The organism is Streptomyces humidus (assembly GCF_014649655.1).
Classification (GTDB): Bacteria; Actinomycetota; Actinomycetes; order Streptomycetales; family Streptomycetaceae; genus Streptomyces; species Streptomyces humidus.
Map to the genome: position 1 here is coordinate 107,541 of NZ_BMTL01000026.1, position 15,300 is coordinate 122,840.

Below are 15,300 nucleotides of genomic sequence, written 5' to 3' on the forward strand. Positions count from 1 at the left end.
GAGGGCCGCGAAAGGCCCGGCCGGAAGCCCGGCCGCCACTGCCGGCAGGGCGACCGAGCGCGTCACCGCGCGCCGCCCCACGCGGCTCGCCTCCGGGCAGGTCCCGGCCCGCTCCGGACCGGGCGGCGGAGCGGACAGGGCGGCGGAGCGGACAGGATGCGGGACGGGGCGGCGGACTGCGGGGCGAGGAGGCGCCCCGTTCTCCCGTCGGGCCTCAGATCCCCTCGGGCGAGGCAGCGGGGACCGGTTCCAGGCGGACGACGATCGACTTCGAGGTGGGGGTGTTGCTGACCGCCGCCGTGGAGTCCAGGGGAACCAGGACGTTGGTCTCGGGGAAGTAGGCGGCGCAGCAGTCGCGGGGCGTCGGGTAGGGCACCACGCGGAAGGCCGGCGCCCGGCGCTCCACGCCGTCGTCGTACTCGCTGACGATGTCGACGAGGTCCCCGTCGGCCAGGCCCCGGTCGGCGAGGTCGTCGGGGTGCACGAAGAGGACCCGGCGGCCCTGGTGGATGCCGCGGTAGCGGTCGTCCAGGCCGTAGACGGTGGTGTTGTACTGGTCGTGCGAGCGGAGCGTCTGGAGCAGCAGCCGCCCGGGCGGCACATGGGGTCGTTCCAGCGGGTTGGCGGTGAAGTTGGCCAGCCCCGTGGCGGTGGTGAACCGGCGTTCGTCACGGGGCGGGTGGGGCAGCGCGAACCCGCCCGGCCGTCGTACCCGCCGGTTGAAGTCCTGGAAGCCGGGGATCACCCGGGCGATGCGGTCGCGAATGCTGTCGTAGTCCCTCTCGAACTCCTCCCAGGGCACATGGGAGCCCGCTTCCCCGAGCGCGGCCCGCGCGATCCGGCAGATGATCGCGACCTCGCTCATCAGGTGCTCGGAGGCGGGGGTCAGTCGGCCTCGGGAGAGGTGCACCATGCCCATGGAGTCCTCGACGGTGACCAGCTGGGGCCCGGCCGGCCGCAGGTCGGCCTCGGTCCGGCCGAGACACGGGAGGATGAGCGCCTGTTCCCCGGCGATGACGTGCGAGCGGTTGAGCTTGGTGGAGATCTGGACGGTGAGGCGGCAGTTGCGCAGCGCCCGCTCGGTGAGGTCGGTGTCGGGGGCGGCGGCGACGAAGTTGCCGCCGAGGGCGACGAAGACCCGTACGTCGCCGTCGCGCATGGCGCGGATACTCTCTACGGCGTCGTGACCGTGGCGCCTGGGGGGCAGAAAAGCGAACTCGGCGCCGAGCGCGTCCAGGAACGCGTCGTCCGGCTTCTCGTGGATGCCCATCGTGCGGTCGCCCTGCACGTTGGAGTGGCCGCGCACCGGGCAGAGGCCGGCGCCCGGGCGGCCGATGTTGCCACGCAGCAGGAGAAAGTTGACGACGTCGCGGATGGTGGGGACCGAATGACGGTGCTGGGTCAGGCCCATCGCCCAGCAGACGACGATCTTCTCAGCGGCGAGCACCTCGCGGAACGCGCCCCGGATCTCCTCCTCCGGCAGGCCGGTGGCCGTCAGGATCTCGTCCCACGAAGCCTTGCGGGCGTGCTCGGCGAACTCCTTGAAGCCGTGGGTGTACCGGTCGATGAAGGGCGTGTCCAGACAGGTGCCCGGGGCCTCGTCCTCCGCCTCCAGCAGCATGCGGTTGAAGGCCTGGAACAGCGCCTGGTCCCCGCCCAGCCTGATCTGCAGGAACCGGTCGGCCAGGCGGGTGCCGCCGCCGAGGACGCCGGACGGCCGCTGGGGGTTCTTGAACCGCAGCAGCCCGGCCTCGGGAAGAGGGTTGACCGCGATGATGCGGGCGCCTCGGCGCTTGGCGGTCTCCAGCGAGGAGAGCATCCGGGGGTGGTTGGTGCCGGGGTTCTGACCGACCACGAGGACGAGGTCGGCGTCGTGGAGATCGTCCAGGGTGACGCTGCCCTTGCCGATCCCTATGGTCTCCGTCAGTGCCGAACCGCTGGACTCGTGGCACATGTTGGAGCAGTCCGGCAGATTGTTGGTGCCGAGCATGCGGACGAAGAGCTGGTAGACGAACGCGGCCTCGTTGCCGGCCCGGCCGGAGGTGTAGAAGGCCGCCTGGTCGGGGTGGTCGAGCGCGGCGAGTTCACGGGCGATCACGCCGAACGCCTCGTCCCAGGAGATCGGCCGGTAGCGGTCGTCGCCGGCCGAGCGGTACACGGGGTGGGTCAGACGGCCCTGCTGGCCGAGCCAGTAGTCGCCGGCGGGGAGCAGGTCCTCCAGGGTGTGCCGGGCGAAGAAGTCCGGGGTGACCCGGCGCACGGTGGCCTCCTCGGCCACCGCCTTGGCGCCGTTCTCGCAGAACTCCGCCCGGTGCCGGTGCTCCGGCTCGGGCCAGGCGCAGCCCGGGCAGTCGAAGCCCTCCTTCTGGTTGACGCGGAGGAGGGTGAGCAGGCCCCGGCGGGCCCCCATCTGCTCTCCGACGTGGCGGAGCGACGAGGTGACCGCGGGGAGGCCGGCGGCGTACTCCTTCGGAGGACCGACCCGCAGCCGGGCGTCTCCGGGGTCCTCGGCAGGTGCGTTGCGAGTCATCTGAAGCGCCACTCCGGGTGTAGGGGAATCAGAGCCGTTCCGTCGAACGGCGCCCCGGCCTCTCGGCGGGCCGCCTCACGGACTCCGGAAGGTCGCGTACCGCACGACAAAGCCGGGGTGCCGGGGCGTGGTCCCACGTGTCCCCGTACCCCCGTCGCACATCAACCGCCGGACATCAGCCGCCGGACGTGAACCGTCGGACGTGAGCCGTCACAGGACCACGACGGAACGCAGGACGTCGCCCTGGTGCATGCGCGCGAAGGCCTTCTCCACCTCGTCGAGCCGGATGGTCTCCGTCACGAAGGCGTCCAGGTTCAGGCGGTCCTGGAGGTAGAGGTCGATGAGCATGGGGAAGTCGCGGGAGGGGAGGCAGTCGCCGTACCAGGAGGACTTCAGCGAGCCGCCGCGCCCGAACACGTCGAGCAGGGGCAGTTCGAGCTTCATCTCCGGGGTGGGGACGCCGACCAGGACGACCGTCCCGGCCAGGTCGCGGGCGTAGAAGGCCTGCCTGTACGTCTCCGGGCGGCCCACCGCCTCGATGACGACGTCGGCGCCGAAGCCGCCCGTCAGCTCACGGATCGCCTCGACCGGGTCCGTCTCACGGGAGTTGACCGAGTGGGTCGCGCCCAGCTTCCGGGCGGTCTCCAGCTTGAGGTCGTCGATGTCCACCGCGATGATCTTCGCCGCGCCCGCGAGTTCGGATCCGGCGACAGCGGCGGCCCCGACCCCGCCGCAGCCGATGACGGCGACCGAGTCGCCCCGGCCGACGTTCCCGGTGTTGATCGCGGCGCCGATGCCGGCCATCACCCCGCAGCCCAGCAGGCCGGCGACCGCCGCCGACGCGGCCCGGTCCACCTTGGTGCACTGACCGGCGGCGACCAGCGTCTTCTCCGCGAACGCGCCGATGCCCAGCGCCGGAGACAGCTCGGCGCCGTCGAGCAGGGTCATCTTCTGGACGGCGTTGTGGGTGCTGAAGCAGTACCAGGGGCGCCCGCGCCGACAGGCTCGGCACGTACCGCACACCGCACGCCAGTTGAGGATGACGAAATCACCCGGGGCGACATCCGTGACCCCTTCGCCCACGGACTCCACCACACCAGCCGCCTCGTGGCCGAGCAGGAAGGGGAAGTCGTCGTTGATGCCGCCCTCCCGGTAGTGCAGGTCGGTGTGACAGACCCCGCAGGCCTCGACCTTCACCAGCGCCTCACCCGGGCCCGGGTCCGGCACGACGATCGTTTCCAGGCTGACGGGGGCGCCTTTGCCCCGCGCGACGACACCGCGGACCTGGTGAGCCATGGCCACTCCTCGGCTGGTTCGAGAGCTGACTTCGAGTTTCACATCGCGATACTCATCGCATGTACCGCAACACAGCATGGTGGAGCGCCGACCCTGGGTCAAGGATCCGTGGGCAGCACGATGCGCGGCTCCTCGCACGTGTCGTCCTCGCGCCCGTCGTCCGCCGCGGCCTGAAGGGCCGCGGTCAGGCTGCCTCCTGCTGCGATGCAGGCATACAGAGCGGCTGGATCAAGGGCGGCGTCCGTCGGACGAGTACGCCGCAGCCGTGGGCTCAGGCGCTCGCGAGGGTGAGCTTGACGGCGAAGCCGAGGAAGAGCACGCCGGCGGCGGTCGTGGCGCCCGCGGAGAGGCGCCGCCGGCGGTGGAAGGCTGCCGCCAGTCGCGTGCCGCTGAAGATCAGCGCGGTCAGATAGAGGAAGCTCGCCAGCTGGGCGAACGCGCCGAGCACGACGAAGGAGAGGGCCGGGTAGGCATACCCGGGGTCCACGAACTGCACGAAGAACGCGACGAAGAACAGGATCGCCTTCGGGTTGAACAGACTGATCACGAGCGCGCGCCTGAACGGCCTCTCCCCGACCGCCGCGGGCGCCTCGGCCTGCGCATCCCGCGCGGCCGGCTCCCGCCGGGCCCGCCACATCGTCCGCGCGGCTCTGAGCATCCCGACGGCCAGCCAGGTCAGATACCCGGCGCCGGCGTACTTCACGATCCCGAAGAGCAGGGCGTTCGCCTGCAGGAGCGACGCCACTCCGGCGGCCGACAGCGTCATCAGCACGGCGTCCCCGCACCACACGCCCGCGGCGGCCGCATAACCGGTACGGACGCCCCGGCGGGCCGCGACGGACAGCACGTACAGCGAGTTCGGCCCGGGCAGCAGAACGATCAGGACGAGGCCTGCGAGATAGGTGGGCAGATCGATGACGCCGAACATGGCAGCGAGTGTCGCACGAGGACACGCCGGTCCCGCGAGCCGGGCCCGCGAGCATGCGGGGCGGCGCTTCACTGCCGGCGCACGGCCGGACCCCCGGCAGCACCCCGCCCACCACGCCCACCACGCCCACCACGCCTTCACCGTCGCGTATCCGGTCTTCTCCGCCGAGCCTCCTGTTCCCGACCCGTCGGCCGGGCCGCGGGACCGTCTGCGGCGTCGGATGGGGGTTCCAGCGACAGGCCCGCCGCCTCGGGCAGTGGGCCCCGCCTGGATGGCCGCACCCTTCAGGTCCGAGCCAGGGACGACGTGTCCGCGGATGAAGTCGCCCTTCATCCGGTCGCCGGTTCGCGCCAGGATCTTCCTGTCGGACAGAGGGGCCGCGGCGGATGCCCGAGCCGCGCGGGCTGTCCGCCCGGCAGGTCGACGCGACGGTCGACGGCTCCCTCTGATCCTCACCTGACCGACCTTTGAAGGAGACGAACCCGATGATCCCCGACGACGACCCGTCCCGCGCGCTGACCGTGGCGAACCCCGACGACCCCAGCACGACGTACATCTCCCTGGTGGGCAACACCTACGCCATGCTGGTCACCGGCCGGCAGACGAACGGCCGGTACTGCCTGATCGACATGCGCGTCCCCGACGGCGGCGGGCCGCCGCCGCACCGGCACGACTTCGAGGAGATGTTCACGATCCTCGAGGGCGAGATCGAGTTCACCTTCCGGGGCGAGAAGCACAGCGTACGGGCCGGGTCCACGATCAACATCCCCGCCAACGCGCCGCACCACTTCCGCAACGCATCGGGTGCGCCGGCGCGCATGCTGTGCATGTGCACGCCTGCCGGCCAGGACGAGTACTTCACCCGTATCGGCGATGTCGTCGAGGGCAAGGACGCGCCGCCGCCCCGACTGACGCAGGACGAGCTCGCCGAGCGCCGTCGCCGCGCGGCCGAGTTGGCCTCGGCCTACCGAAGCGAGTTCCTGTGACTCACGGGGCCGGCAAGCCAGGCACCGGCGACGGGGATGAGTCCCCCGCCGAACCGGACACCCGGACACGGAGGTTCCGGTCCTGGAGGCGCAGTCCGCGTCGAGTGCCGACTCTGTTCCCGATCAGTCCAGTTGAGACCGCCTTGACGGGCGCTTCACGTCGCGAGCCGGGGGCGGCTTCCACGAAGGCGCGCGGGTCAGTCGAACATGGCGCAGTGGACCGCGTCCATCAGGGCCGCGCCGGTCTGGTGCGCCTGCCTGCCGAGAGTGGACGTGGCGAAGAAGAAGGCTGCCGTGCGACGGCCGGTGGCGTCGGTGACGTTGTAGGTCGCGTAGCCCGGGACGACGCCGACATGGTCCCAGACCGTGCCGCAGTCGGTCTTCGCCGTCTCGATGCCCAACCCGTAACCGAGCTCGTCCGGGTCCCCCGGCCCGCCCTCCGGCACGGTGGTGCGCATCTCGGCCAGTTGGGCGGCGGGAAGCAGGCGGCCCGACATCAGCGCGCCGTAGAAACGGGACCAGTCACCGGCGGTGGACACGATCGCGGCATCCGCGCCGGCGGCCGTGCCGTAGTCGCCGGTGACGTCCACGTGGTCGTCGTGCTGCGGTCCGGCGTAGTTCCTGAACTCGTCGGGGACGTCCGGTGGCATGTGGGCGGCGTCAGGTTCGTAGCCGTGCGCGTGCCGGTCGTGCCAGGCGGAGCCGGTGGCGTAGAACGTGTGCCGGAGGCCCAGGGGTCCGGTGATCCGGTCCCGGACCAGCGACGCAAGGTTCTTGCCGGTGGCCTTCTCCAGGACGGCGCCGATCGCGATGTAGTTGGTGTTGCTGTACGACCACTCGGCGCCGGGTTCGAACAGCGCCGGGTGTCCGCTCACCAGGCTCAGGATCTCCGCCGACGTCCACACATGGGAGTCGCGGCCGGTGAGGGCCGGTGCGAGGGCGGGGTCCTCGGTGTAGTCGAACAGCCCACTGGTGTGGTTGAGCAGCATGCGCAGGGTGATCGCTCCGCCGTTGCGCACCTTGCCGGGCAGCCACTTGTCGACCGGGTCGGTGAGGGCGAGTCTGTGCTCGGCGACCAGTTGCAGGACGAGGGTGGCCATCACCGTCTTGGTGTTGGACGCCTCCCGCACCTCGTCGTCCGCCCGGAGCCGGTGGTCCTTCTTCGTCCAGGCGGCCTGCTCGGAGATCTCGATGGGCCTGCCGTGACCGTCGTCCACCCGCACGATCACCCCGGGCACGCCTTCTGCCACCAACTTCCGCGCCAGCTGCCGCAGATGAGCGCGTGTCTCCACAGTGCGCTGCTGTCGGGACGCCGCGAGCGTCCGCGGGCCGGCGGCCGCACTGTCGCGGACCGCCACACTCTCGCGGACCGCCGCACTCTCATGGATCGTGTTCGCACTCGTCGGGGCAGCAGCGAGGGGCACGACGAGGGCGGCGGACACCGCGACTGTTGCCACCGCGCGAAACCCCGTCAGTTGCGGACGCCGGCCGACGCGCACGTTCACACGCAATTCATGCTCCTTCAGGATCCGGGAAGGCCATCGGGCACGATCGGGGTACGGGAGGAGAACACGGGCCTCCGTCAGACGAGTTGTCGCCTGGCCCGCGGACGAAGCCGGCTCCGGCGAGCCTTGCACAGCCCGCGGGGAGTCCTTCGCAGGATAGCCGAGGACGGGAAAAAGTTGACTGTCGGTTACTCGACCCTCAGCCAGGGACAACTTGTCCGCGGTTGGAACTGCCCTTCATCCGGTTTCCCGTTCGCGTCAAGATTGTCCTGTCGAACAGAGGAGACAGGACGATGGACCGGGCCTTGCTGGCGGATTTCCTCCGAGCGCGTCGGGAGGCGTTGCAGCCGGAGGATGTCGGGCTTCCCCGCGGGCAGCGGCGCCGTACCGGCGGGCTGCGGCGCGAGGAGGTGGCGGCGCTGGCCGGGATGTCTGCCGACTACTACAGCCGAATCGAGCAGCAGCGAGGCCCGGCGCCGTCGGAGCGGATGCTCGTCGCGCTCGCTCGGGCGCTGCGCCTCAACCAGAGCGAGCGTGACCATCTGTTCGTCCTGGGCGGGGTACCGGCGCCGCGGCGGATCCTGCGGGACGACTACGTCGGTCCCACGATGATGCGGATCGTCGCCGGCCTCTCGGACGTGCCCGCGATCGTGCTGTCACGGCTGGGCGAGGCGTTGCTGCAGACGCGTCCGGCGGTCGCCCTGCTCGGTGACTACACCCGGTACTCGGGCATGTCCCGTTACCTGGTCTACCGCTGGTTCACCGGTGATCCGCGGGTCCGTGGCCTGTACCCCGTCGAGGACCATCCGGTTCGGGGCAGGGTCTTCGCCGCGGAGATCAGGGAGGCGTACACGGCGGATCCCACCGGGAGGGCCGGGGAGATCGTCGCGGCGCTGTTGGAGGTCAGTTCCGAGTTCGCGAACATCTGGCGGTTGCACGAGGTGGGTGTGACCCATCATCACGACCTCAAGCGCTACCTGCACCCCGAGTTGGGGGAGCTGGAGCTGTACGCCGAGATGCTGCTGGATCCGGAGCAGTGTCAGACGCTGCTGGTGTTCACCGCCGTGCCCGGTTCCCCGAGCCACGGCAAGCTTCGGCTTCTGACCGCCGCTTAGCGGGTCAACCCTCACACACCTGAAGGCATGTCTCGAATCCGAGGCGTGCCCGGGCCTCACAATGCTTCAAATTCGAATCATCGATTCACCTTGAAAGGTGGCATGTGCCATGAAAGCAGTGCGTTTCCATGAGTACGGCGCTCCGGACGTCTTGCGCTACGAGGACGTGGAACAGCCGGTCCCCGCTGCCGGGGAGGTCCGGATCCGGGTGGCCGCGACGTCGTTCAACCCGGTCGACGGCAACATCCGCGCGGGCTTCATGCAGGGCCCCATCCCGGTGACCCTGCCGCACACCCCCGGCATCGACGTCGCGGGCACGGTCGACGCGCTCGGCGAGGGCGCGGACCGGGTCAGGGCGGGTGACCAGGTCGTCGGCTTCCTGCCGATGACCGGCGCCGGCGCGGCGGCGGAGTACGTGCTCGCACCGGCCGGCCTCCTGACGACGGCGCCCGCGAGCATCCCTCTTGCCGATGCGGGCGGGCTGCCGCTGGTCGGGCTCACCGCCTGGCAGGCCCTCTTCGACCACGCCAAGCTGACTGCCGGTCAGCGGATCCTGATCAACGGTGCGGGCGGCGCGGTCGGCGGCTACGCCGTGCAGCTGGCCAAGCACGCGGGCGCGCATGTGATCGCCACAGCCGGGCCGCGCAGCAGTGAACGTGTCAGGACGGCGGGTGCCGACGAGGTGTTCGGCCACGGGGTCCCCGAACTGTCCGCGCTGGTCGACGTCGTGCTCAACCTCGCGCCGGTCGAACCGATGCAATTGGCCGCGCTGACCTCCGTGGCCCGCGACGGCGGCATCGTGGTGAACACGACGGTGTGGATGCCCGCGCCTTCCGACGAGGAACGCGACGTGCACGGCGTCAACCTCTTCGTCAACAGCGACGCCGCGCAGCTGGCGAGGCTGGTGACGCTGGTCGACTCCGGAGCGCTGCACGTCGATATCGCTCGACGGGTGCCGCTGGCCGAGCTGCCGGCGCTGCATGCGGAGGCCGCAGAAGGCGCACTCTCCGGCAAGGTCCTCGTCCTTCCCCCCGCCGTCTCCCTCACCTGAGTCGACCGTTTCCGGCGCGACGATCGCGTCGCTTCTCCCCACGAGCGGTCGAGCCGTCGCGGAGGGGCTGCGCTCTGCCGGAACGGGCGGAGCGCAGTTCCGACGCATCCATGCCGGCCGCCCGGACCCTCGCCCGGCGCTCCAGGACTCCTGGGCATCACACCGGCTCGGACCCAGCAACCGGAGAGAGCGTCACGGGTGACAGGACCGGCCCTCCGCGGTGTCGTTCGCGTGCGCTGCCCTGATCGCGGGGACGTCTCCGGCCCGGCCGTGCTTGTGCAGTTCGACGGCCAGCGGTGTGGCGGTGAACATCGAGGAGTAGGTGCCCACCACGAGGCCGATGAGGAGGGCGAGTGCGAAGTCGGTCAGGGTGTCGCCGCCGAGGACGGCCAGTGCCGTGAGGATGAGGGCGGCGCCCATGCCGGTGCTGACGGTGCGGGGCAGGGTCTGCAGCAGTGCCTGGCCGGCGATGCGGGCGAAGGGTTCCTCGCGGTCGCTCCGGCCCAGTTCCCTGATCCGGTCGAAGAGGACGACGGAGTCGTTGACGGAGTAGCCGATGACGGTCAGCAGCGCGGCCAGGAAGACGCCGTCGACGGGCTTGCCGAGCCAGGCGAAGACGCCGACGAGGATCACGACGTCATGGGCGAGCGCGACGACCGCGGACGTTCCCAGCAGCCAGCGGAAGCGTGCCGCCAGGTACAGCAGCTGCGCGCCGAGGGCGACGACCAGGGCGATGAGGGCGCCGCGGCGGAGCTCCTCGCCGAGGCTGGGCCCGATGGCCTCGTCGCGGACCTTGTCGGCATCGCGTGCCAGGTCGGTGACGGTGTCGGTGAGCGTCGCCGCCTGGGCTTCGCTGAGGTGGTGGGTGCGGACGGTGAACCCGTTCTCGCCGGAGGTCTGCACGACGGCCCTGGGGAATCCGGCGTCGGCGAGCGCGGCGCGGGCCCGGTCGGCGTCCACGGGGGCGGCCGTGCTGTATTCGATGAGGCGGCCACCGGTGAATTCGACCCCGAAGTCGAGGCCTCGCACGGCGATCCCGGCGGCGGCAAGGACGAGGGCGGCGGCGGAGGCTGCCAGCCATCGGCGCGGGTGCCGCAGAAGGTTCGGCCTGCTGCGGCTGAGGCGGTCGCGGACGGCACCGGTGTGGGCGATGCCGGTGAAGCGGAGGCGGCGACGCAGGAAAGGGCGGGCGACCGCGTAGTCGGTCAGGGCGCGGGTGATGACGAGGGCGCTGACCATGGAGGCGAGGACACCGATGGCCAGTGTGACGCCGAACCCGCGCACGGGGCCGGAGGCGAGGAAGAACAGGAGACCGGCGGCGATGAGGGTGGTGATGTTGGAGTCGGCGATCGCGCTGAAGGCCCTGCGGAATCCGGCGGCCAGGGACGACCGTGGGGTGGCGCGGGGACGGGAGGCGTACTCCTCGCGGGCGCGTTCGAAGACCAGCACGTTGGCGTCGACCGCCATTCCGATGGCCAGGACGAAACCGGCGAGGCCGGGCAGCGTGAGGGTGGCGCCGAGCGCGGCGAGGGCCGCGTAGGAGATGAGGCCGTAGCAGGCCAGGGCGACGGTCGCCAGGACTCCCATGATCCGGTAGACGACGATGATGAACAACGACGTCGAAGCCGTTCCGATGACGGCGGCCCAGGCGCCGGCCGTGATGGCCTGCGCGCCCAGGGTGGGTCCGACGGTGCGCTGCTCGACGGTCTCGACCGGTACCGGAAGGGCGCCCCCGTTGATGAGCAGTGCCAGCTCCCTGGCCTCGGCGTCGTCGAAGGCGCCGGTGATCTGGGTGGAACCGCCGCTGATGCCGGACCGGCAGGCGACGGACGGATCGACCCGCGGCGAAGAGATGATCTTGTCGTCCAGGACGATGGCGACCCGGCGGCCCGGATCTCCTGCCGCACGGCAGGCGGCCTCGCCGGTCAGGCGGGCCCACCCCTGCTTGCCTGGTCCCTTGAAGTCGACGGTGACGTGCCATCCGGCGCCGGTCTGCTGGTCGAAGCGGGCGCCTGCCTTCTCGACGTCCTTGCCGGTCAGTGAAGCCGCCTGAAGACGCAGGCGTTGACCGGACTCGTCGGCCAGCACCCGCTCGCCGGACCGTTCGGGCGATGGCCCGGGCACTTGGTCGGCTTCGGCGGCCGTGCCGAGCACCTGGTGGAAGGTGAGCTGGGCGGTGCGGCCGAGCACGTCGGCCGCCTTGCGGGGATCCTGCAGTCCGGGCAGTTCGACGACGATCCGGTCCGCGCCGGAGCGGGCGATGGCGGGTTCGGCGACGCCGAGCGCGTCGATGCGGCCGCGCAGCACCTCCACGGTGCGGTCCGTGGCGTCGCTGTCGGCGTCAGCGGCGCCGGCGGGGCGGGTTTCCAGCGTGATCTGGGTACCGCCTCGCAGGTCCAGTCCGAGGTGGACGGGCACGGTGAGCGCGACGTACAGGGACAGGGCGACGACGGCGAGGGCGATCAGCCCTCTGATGTGCGGAGATCGGTTCACAGCGGGCACAGCGGGCCTCCGGCGGGCACACCGCGGCCAGGACAGCGACCGCGGTCGGGAAGGGATGAAGAGGTGAGGGTTCAGATGCCGGAGGGCGCGGGTGGCGCCCGGACCCCGTGGAGATGTGCCGGTTGCTCCGATGTGGGGAAGCCTCTCGCCGAGGGCGGGAACAGCGCGAGCCGCAGGGTGGTGGCTGCCGGCGCGAGTGACGCGCCCGGGGCGGAACCCGGCGGAGCATGACGCTCGCCGGCGCCGGCCCGATGGCCTCGGACGGAAACGGTGGAGACCGCAGGGTCCGCCCTGTCCGCGTACGACGCGCTGTGCGACGACGCTGCCTCGGCGGCGGCCACCGCGGCCCTCGCTGCACGGGAGTGCTCACCGCCCGAGGCGGACGAGCCGGGCAGAAGAGCGAGCACGCCGAGTACGGCGAGCACGGCGAGCAACACGGGCCACACCGTTGCCGAGCCGCAGCCCCGCGTGCGCGGAGCAGTGGGCGCGAAGCAGGCCATCCCCGCTCTTCCTTCCCGGTCGGCGGCGGTCCGCCGGCAGGGGCGGGAGCATCGAGGCCCCGGCCGGGGAGTGGGCGGCCGGATCCCCGAGGAGTCAGCGGGCTCAGGCTTCGATGAGTCCGGCGCGGATCGCGTAACGGGTGAGTTCCAGCCGGTCACGCAGGCCGAGCTTGTGCAGCAGGTTCTCCCGATGCCGCTGGACGGTCTTGATGCTGATGAAGAGGATCTCGGCGATCTCCTTGGAGGAGTGGCCCTCGGCCACGAGCTTGAGAACCTCCTCCTCGCGCGCGGTCAGCACCTGCTCGGGCGGCTCCTCGCCGTGACGGACCCGGTCGAGGTAGTTGCGGATGAGCGCGGTCACCGCCCCCGGGTACAGGAACGGCTCGTCCCGCATGGCGGCCCTGCACGCGGCCACCAGGTCGCGGTCGGCCACCGACTTCAGCACGTATCCGCCGGCCCCGGCCTTCAGCGCCTGGAAGAAGTACTGCTCGTTGTCGTGCATCGTCAGCATCAGAACCCGCACCCCGGGCTTCAGCGCGAGGAGCTCCCGGGTGGCCTGCAGGCCGGTCATCCGGGGCATGGCGATGTCCATCACCGCCAGGTCGACCTCATGGGTGCGGGCCAGCTCGACGGCCTCGGCGCCGTCCCCGGCCTCGGCGACGACCTCGAGGTACGGCTCCCGTTCCAGGATGAGCCGCACACCGCGACGGACCAGCGCGTGATCGTCGGCGAGAAGGATGCGGATCACGGATGTGTGAGGCGTGGTCATGGCTGCTTCCTGAGGAGAGGCACGGTCAGCCGGACCGTCGTACCGGCCTTCGGCTGGGAGATGACGTCCAGGGTGGCCCCGATCAGCAGGGCCCGCTCACGCATGCCGCGCATTCCCGCACCTTCGCGGGCGGCTCCGGTGCCGCGGCCGTCGTCGGCCACCGCCAGCACCACCGCCTCGCCGGTGTGACGCAGGCTCACCTCGACCTGGCCGGCCTCGGCATGACGAGCCGCGTTGGTCAGGGCTTCCTGGGCGACGCGATAGAGCACCAGCTCCGTCTGCTGGTCCAGCACCGGCAGGCCGGCCTCGAAGCCGCGCACCACCCGCAGCCCGACGTGGGTCGCGAACTCACCCGTCAGCGAGGTCAGCGCGCTGACCAGACCGAGGTCCTCCAGCACACCCGGCCGCAGCCGGCGCGCGAGACGCCTCACCTCGTCCAGGCTCCCCCGGGTGATCTCCTGCACCTGCCGCAACTCACCGCGCAGGGGCTCGTCCGCCTCGTCAGCGGCCCGCTCCAGCGACAACAGGACCGCCGTCATGCTCTGACCCACCTCATCGTGGAGTTCCTGTGCGATACGGCGCCGCTCGGCCTCCTGCGCGAACAGGGCGCGGGCACTGCTGGACGCCCGCTCGTGCTCAAGACGCTCCAGCATGGCGTTGAAGGTGCGGATCAGTTCAGCGGTCTCACCACGGCCCCCTTCCGGCAGCCGCTGCCCGGGCCGCAGCAGATCGACGGTGGTCATCAGCCGTGTGAGACGGTCTAGCGGGGCCAGACCGATCCGCAGCAGAGCGGCGTTGGCGACCAGCATGACCACCAGGCCGCCCACAAGGATGCCCGCCTCGGTCAGCACCACCGGCACCGAGACGGTCACCGGGGCCCACAGCAGCAGCGCGGTGGCGCTGCCCAGCACGACCGCGTTCAGCGCGAAGATCCGCCAGAACAGGGACACCGCAACAACGCCTCTCCATGTGACACGACTCTGTCTTCACCGTCGGTCACCAAGCATCTCGAACCTCAGCTGCGTCCAGTGGTCCTGACCGGCCTGTCCTCCAGGCTGCCCGCTGCCGGCTCCGCCGTCGATGGGCTCCGATGCCCATTTCCCGCTCCCGGCCCTCCCACCTCTCGATGGGCCCCGCACCCTGCCACAGATGGGTATCACGCCCGATGGGCTTCGTGCGGCACAGCGGCCACGGTAGGGGCATGGACCAGCCCGTGAACCAGCCGCCGTGACCCTCCCCCGGCCTTCGCCCCCACGGCTGCCCCGCCCGACGCACCCCACCTCACGTGGAATGAAGGAATCGCCATGTCACTCGATACGCCCCGGTCCGGAACCCGCCCTGAAGGGCTGACGGCACGCGAGGCCCTCCAGCGGCTCGAACACGAACGTGCCTCCCGCCTCACCCAGCTGCGGGCCCTCGGCGAGACCGGGCCCGGCGCGGAGGGACAGGTGATGTCCCTGCACAAGGACACCGTCCGGCGAGTCCTCGCCGAGGTCGAGGCAGCCTTCGCCCGCGTCCGGGACGGCAGCTACGGCATCTGCCGCACCTGCTCCAGGCCGATCCCGGTCGAACGCCTGGAGATCCTTCCCTACACACCGTTCTGCGTCGCCTGCCAGCGCCACGCCACCTGACGACCACCCGTACGACGTCCCTCTCCCGCCTCGCCCAGGGGGTGCCTTGGTGAACCACCGGATCATCGACGACCTCGACGCCGACCTGTCGATCGACGACGTCGCCGCACTGCGCGAGAACCTGAACGAACAGCGTCTGTTCCGCCAGGAGCAGTTGCACCAGCTCTCCGCCGCCGCCACGGCCCGCGCCGACGCGTTCCTCGACCGGCAGGCCGCCTCCCAGATCGAGGTCCGCGTCAAACTCGCCGCCTCCGCCCGCATGGTTCTGGACGACGTCGAAGCGGCCCTCGAGCGGATGGACCAGGGCCGCTACGGCGCCTGCCACCTGTGCCGCGGCACCATCGCCCGCGAGCGGCTGATGATCGTGCCACAGGCCCGCTACTGCGCCCGCTGCCAGCAGGTCAAGGAAGCCGCCCGATGACCGGCGGCCCCGGCGCCGTCCCTCACCCTGTGGAACCAGTTCCTCAACTGCGCGATCATCATCGTC

Annotated in this window: 12 protein-coding genes; 5 read left to right on the top strand and 7 right to left on the bottom strand. The window is 71.1% G+C overall.

Annotated features, from left to right (window positions below; genetic code table 11):
• Positions 1 to 214: 214 nt before the first annotated feature.
• The 3 genes from IE239_RS28080 to leuE form a co-directional block, all read right to left on the bottom strand.
• On the bottom strand, positions 215 to 2,530 hold the full coding sequence (locus tag IE239_RS28080; RefSeq protein WP_190152199.1) for an FdhF/YdeP family oxidoreductase: 2,316 nt from the start codon (positions 2,528 to 2,530) through the stop codon (positions 215 to 217).
• Between the two features lie 210 nt (positions 2,531 to 2,740).
• Complete coding sequence (locus IE239_RS28085) at positions 2,741 to 3,826, bottom strand: S-(hydroxymethyl)mycothiol dehydrogenase (RefSeq protein WP_190152200.1); 1,086 nt, start codon at positions 3,824 to 3,826, stop codon at positions 2,741 to 2,743.
• A 271-nt stretch (positions 3,827 to 4,097) separates the two neighbouring features.
• Positions 4,098 to 4,754: a leucine efflux protein LeuE gene (gene leuE, locus IE239_RS28090; protein WP_190152201.1), complete on the bottom strand. Its 657-nt coding sequence runs from the start codon at positions 4,752 to 4,754 to the stop codon at positions 4,098 to 4,100.
• 485 nt (positions 4,755 to 5,239) lie between these two features.
• Here leuE and IE239_RS28095 point away from each other — a divergent pair, with 485 nt between their 5' ends.
• Positions 5,240 to 5,740 (top strand): cupin domain-containing protein, encoded by a 501-nt coding sequence (locus IE239_RS28095; RefSeq protein WP_190152202.1) that lies wholly within the window; start codon positions 5,240 to 5,242, stop codon positions 5,738 to 5,740.
• Between the two features lie 197 nt (positions 5,741 to 5,937).
• On the opposite strand, the gene IE239_RS28100 is transcribed toward IE239_RS28095, so the two are convergent.
• The gene (locus tag IE239_RS28100) at positions 5,938 to 7,032 is read right to left on the bottom strand and encodes a serine hydrolase domain-containing protein (RefSeq protein ID WP_229878354.1); all 1,095 of its coding nucleotides are present in this window, start codon (positions 7,030 to 7,032) and stop codon (positions 5,938 to 5,940) included.
• Between the two features lie 506 nt (positions 7,033 to 7,538).
• Here IE239_RS28100 and IE239_RS28105 point away from each other — a divergent pair.
• Both IE239_RS28105 and IE239_RS28110 read left to right on the top strand, forming a co-directional pair.
• Complete coding sequence (locus tag IE239_RS28105) at positions 7,539 to 8,360, top strand: helix-turn-helix transcriptional regulator (RefSeq protein ID WP_190152203.1); 822 nt, start codon at positions 7,539 to 7,541, stop codon at positions 8,358 to 8,360.
• A gap of 109 nt (positions 8,361 to 8,469) precedes the next feature.
• Positions 8,470 to 9,411 carry an NADP-dependent oxidoreductase gene (locus IE239_RS28110; RefSeq protein WP_190152204.1) on the top strand — a complete coding sequence of 314 codons (942 nt, stop codon included), beginning with the start codon at positions 8,470 to 8,472 and terminating at the stop codon, positions 9,409 to 9,411.
• Positions 9,412 to 9,603: 192 nt separating this feature from the next.
• On the opposite strand, the gene secD is transcribed toward IE239_RS28110, so the two are convergent.
• The 3 genes from secD to IE239_RS28125 form a co-directional block, all read right to left on the bottom strand.
• Entirely contained in the window at positions 9,604 to 11,904 is a 2,301-nt protein-coding gene (gene secD, locus IE239_RS28115; RefSeq protein ID WP_190152205.1) for a protein translocase subunit SecD, read from the bottom strand.
• Positions 11,905 to 12,516: 612 nt separating this feature from the next.
• Positions 12,517 to 13,182, bottom strand: a complete 666-nt coding sequence (locus IE239_RS28120; protein WP_190152206.1) for a response regulator — start codon at positions 13,180 to 13,182, stop codon at positions 12,517 to 12,519.
• Positions 13,179 to 14,132 (bottom strand): HAMP domain-containing sensor histidine kinase, encoded by a 954-nt coding sequence (locus tag IE239_RS28125; protein WP_190152207.1) that lies wholly within the window; start codon positions 14,130 to 14,132, stop codon positions 13,179 to 13,181. The genes IE239_RS28120 and IE239_RS28125 overlap by 4 nt, the downstream gene beginning before the upstream one ends.
• A gap of 354 nt (positions 14,133 to 14,486) precedes the next feature.
• On the opposite strand from IE239_RS28125, the gene IE239_RS28130 reads away from it, so the two are divergent.
• Together IE239_RS28130 and IE239_RS28135 are read left to right on the top strand one after the other, a co-directional pair.
• On the top strand, positions 14,487 to 14,813 hold the full coding sequence (locus IE239_RS28130; RefSeq protein WP_190152208.1) for a TraR/DksA family transcriptional regulator: 327 nt from the start codon (positions 14,487 to 14,489) through the stop codon (positions 14,811 to 14,813).
• Between the two features lie 46 nt (positions 14,814 to 14,859).
• Positions 14,860 to 15,234 carry a TraR/DksA family transcriptional regulator gene (locus tag IE239_RS28135; RefSeq protein ID WP_190152209.1) on the top strand — a complete coding sequence of 125 codons (375 nt, stop codon included), beginning with the start codon at positions 14,860 to 14,862 and terminating at the stop codon, positions 15,232 to 15,234.
• Positions 15,235 to 15,300 lie beyond the last annotated feature (66 nt).

Bases quoted from the DNA above. Each gene is read 5' to 3' on its own strand.
- IE239_RS28080 (WP_190152199.1), bottom strand. From the start codon at position 2,530: ATGACTCGCAACGCACCTGCCGAGGACCCCGGAGACGCCCGGCTGCGG.
- IE239_RS28085 (WP_190152200.1), bottom strand. From the start codon at position 3,826: ATGGCTCACCAGGTCCGCGGTGTCGTCGCGCGGGGCAAAGGCGCCCCC.
- leuE (WP_190152201.1), bottom strand. From the start codon at position 4,754: ATGTTCGGCGTCATCGATCTGCCCACCTATCTCGCAGGCCTCGTCCTG.
- IE239_RS28095 (WP_190152202.1), top strand. From the start codon at position 5,240: ATGATCCCCGACGACGACCCGTCCCGCGCGCTGACCGTGGCGAACCCC.
- IE239_RS28105 (WP_190152203.1), top strand. From the start codon at position 7,539: ATGGACCGGGCCTTGCTGGCGGATTTCCTCCGAGCGCGTCGGGAGGCG.
- IE239_RS28110 (WP_190152204.1), top strand. From the start codon at position 8,470: ATGAAAGCAGTGCGTTTCCATGAGTACGGCGCTCCGGACGTCTTGCGC.
- IE239_RS28120 (WP_190152206.1), bottom strand. From the start codon at position 13,182: ATGACCACGCCTCACACATCCGTGATCCGCATCCTTCTCGCCGACGAT.
- IE239_RS28130 (WP_190152208.1), top strand. From the start codon at position 14,487: ATGTCACTCGATACGCCCCGGTCCGGAACCCGCCCTGAAGGGCTGACG.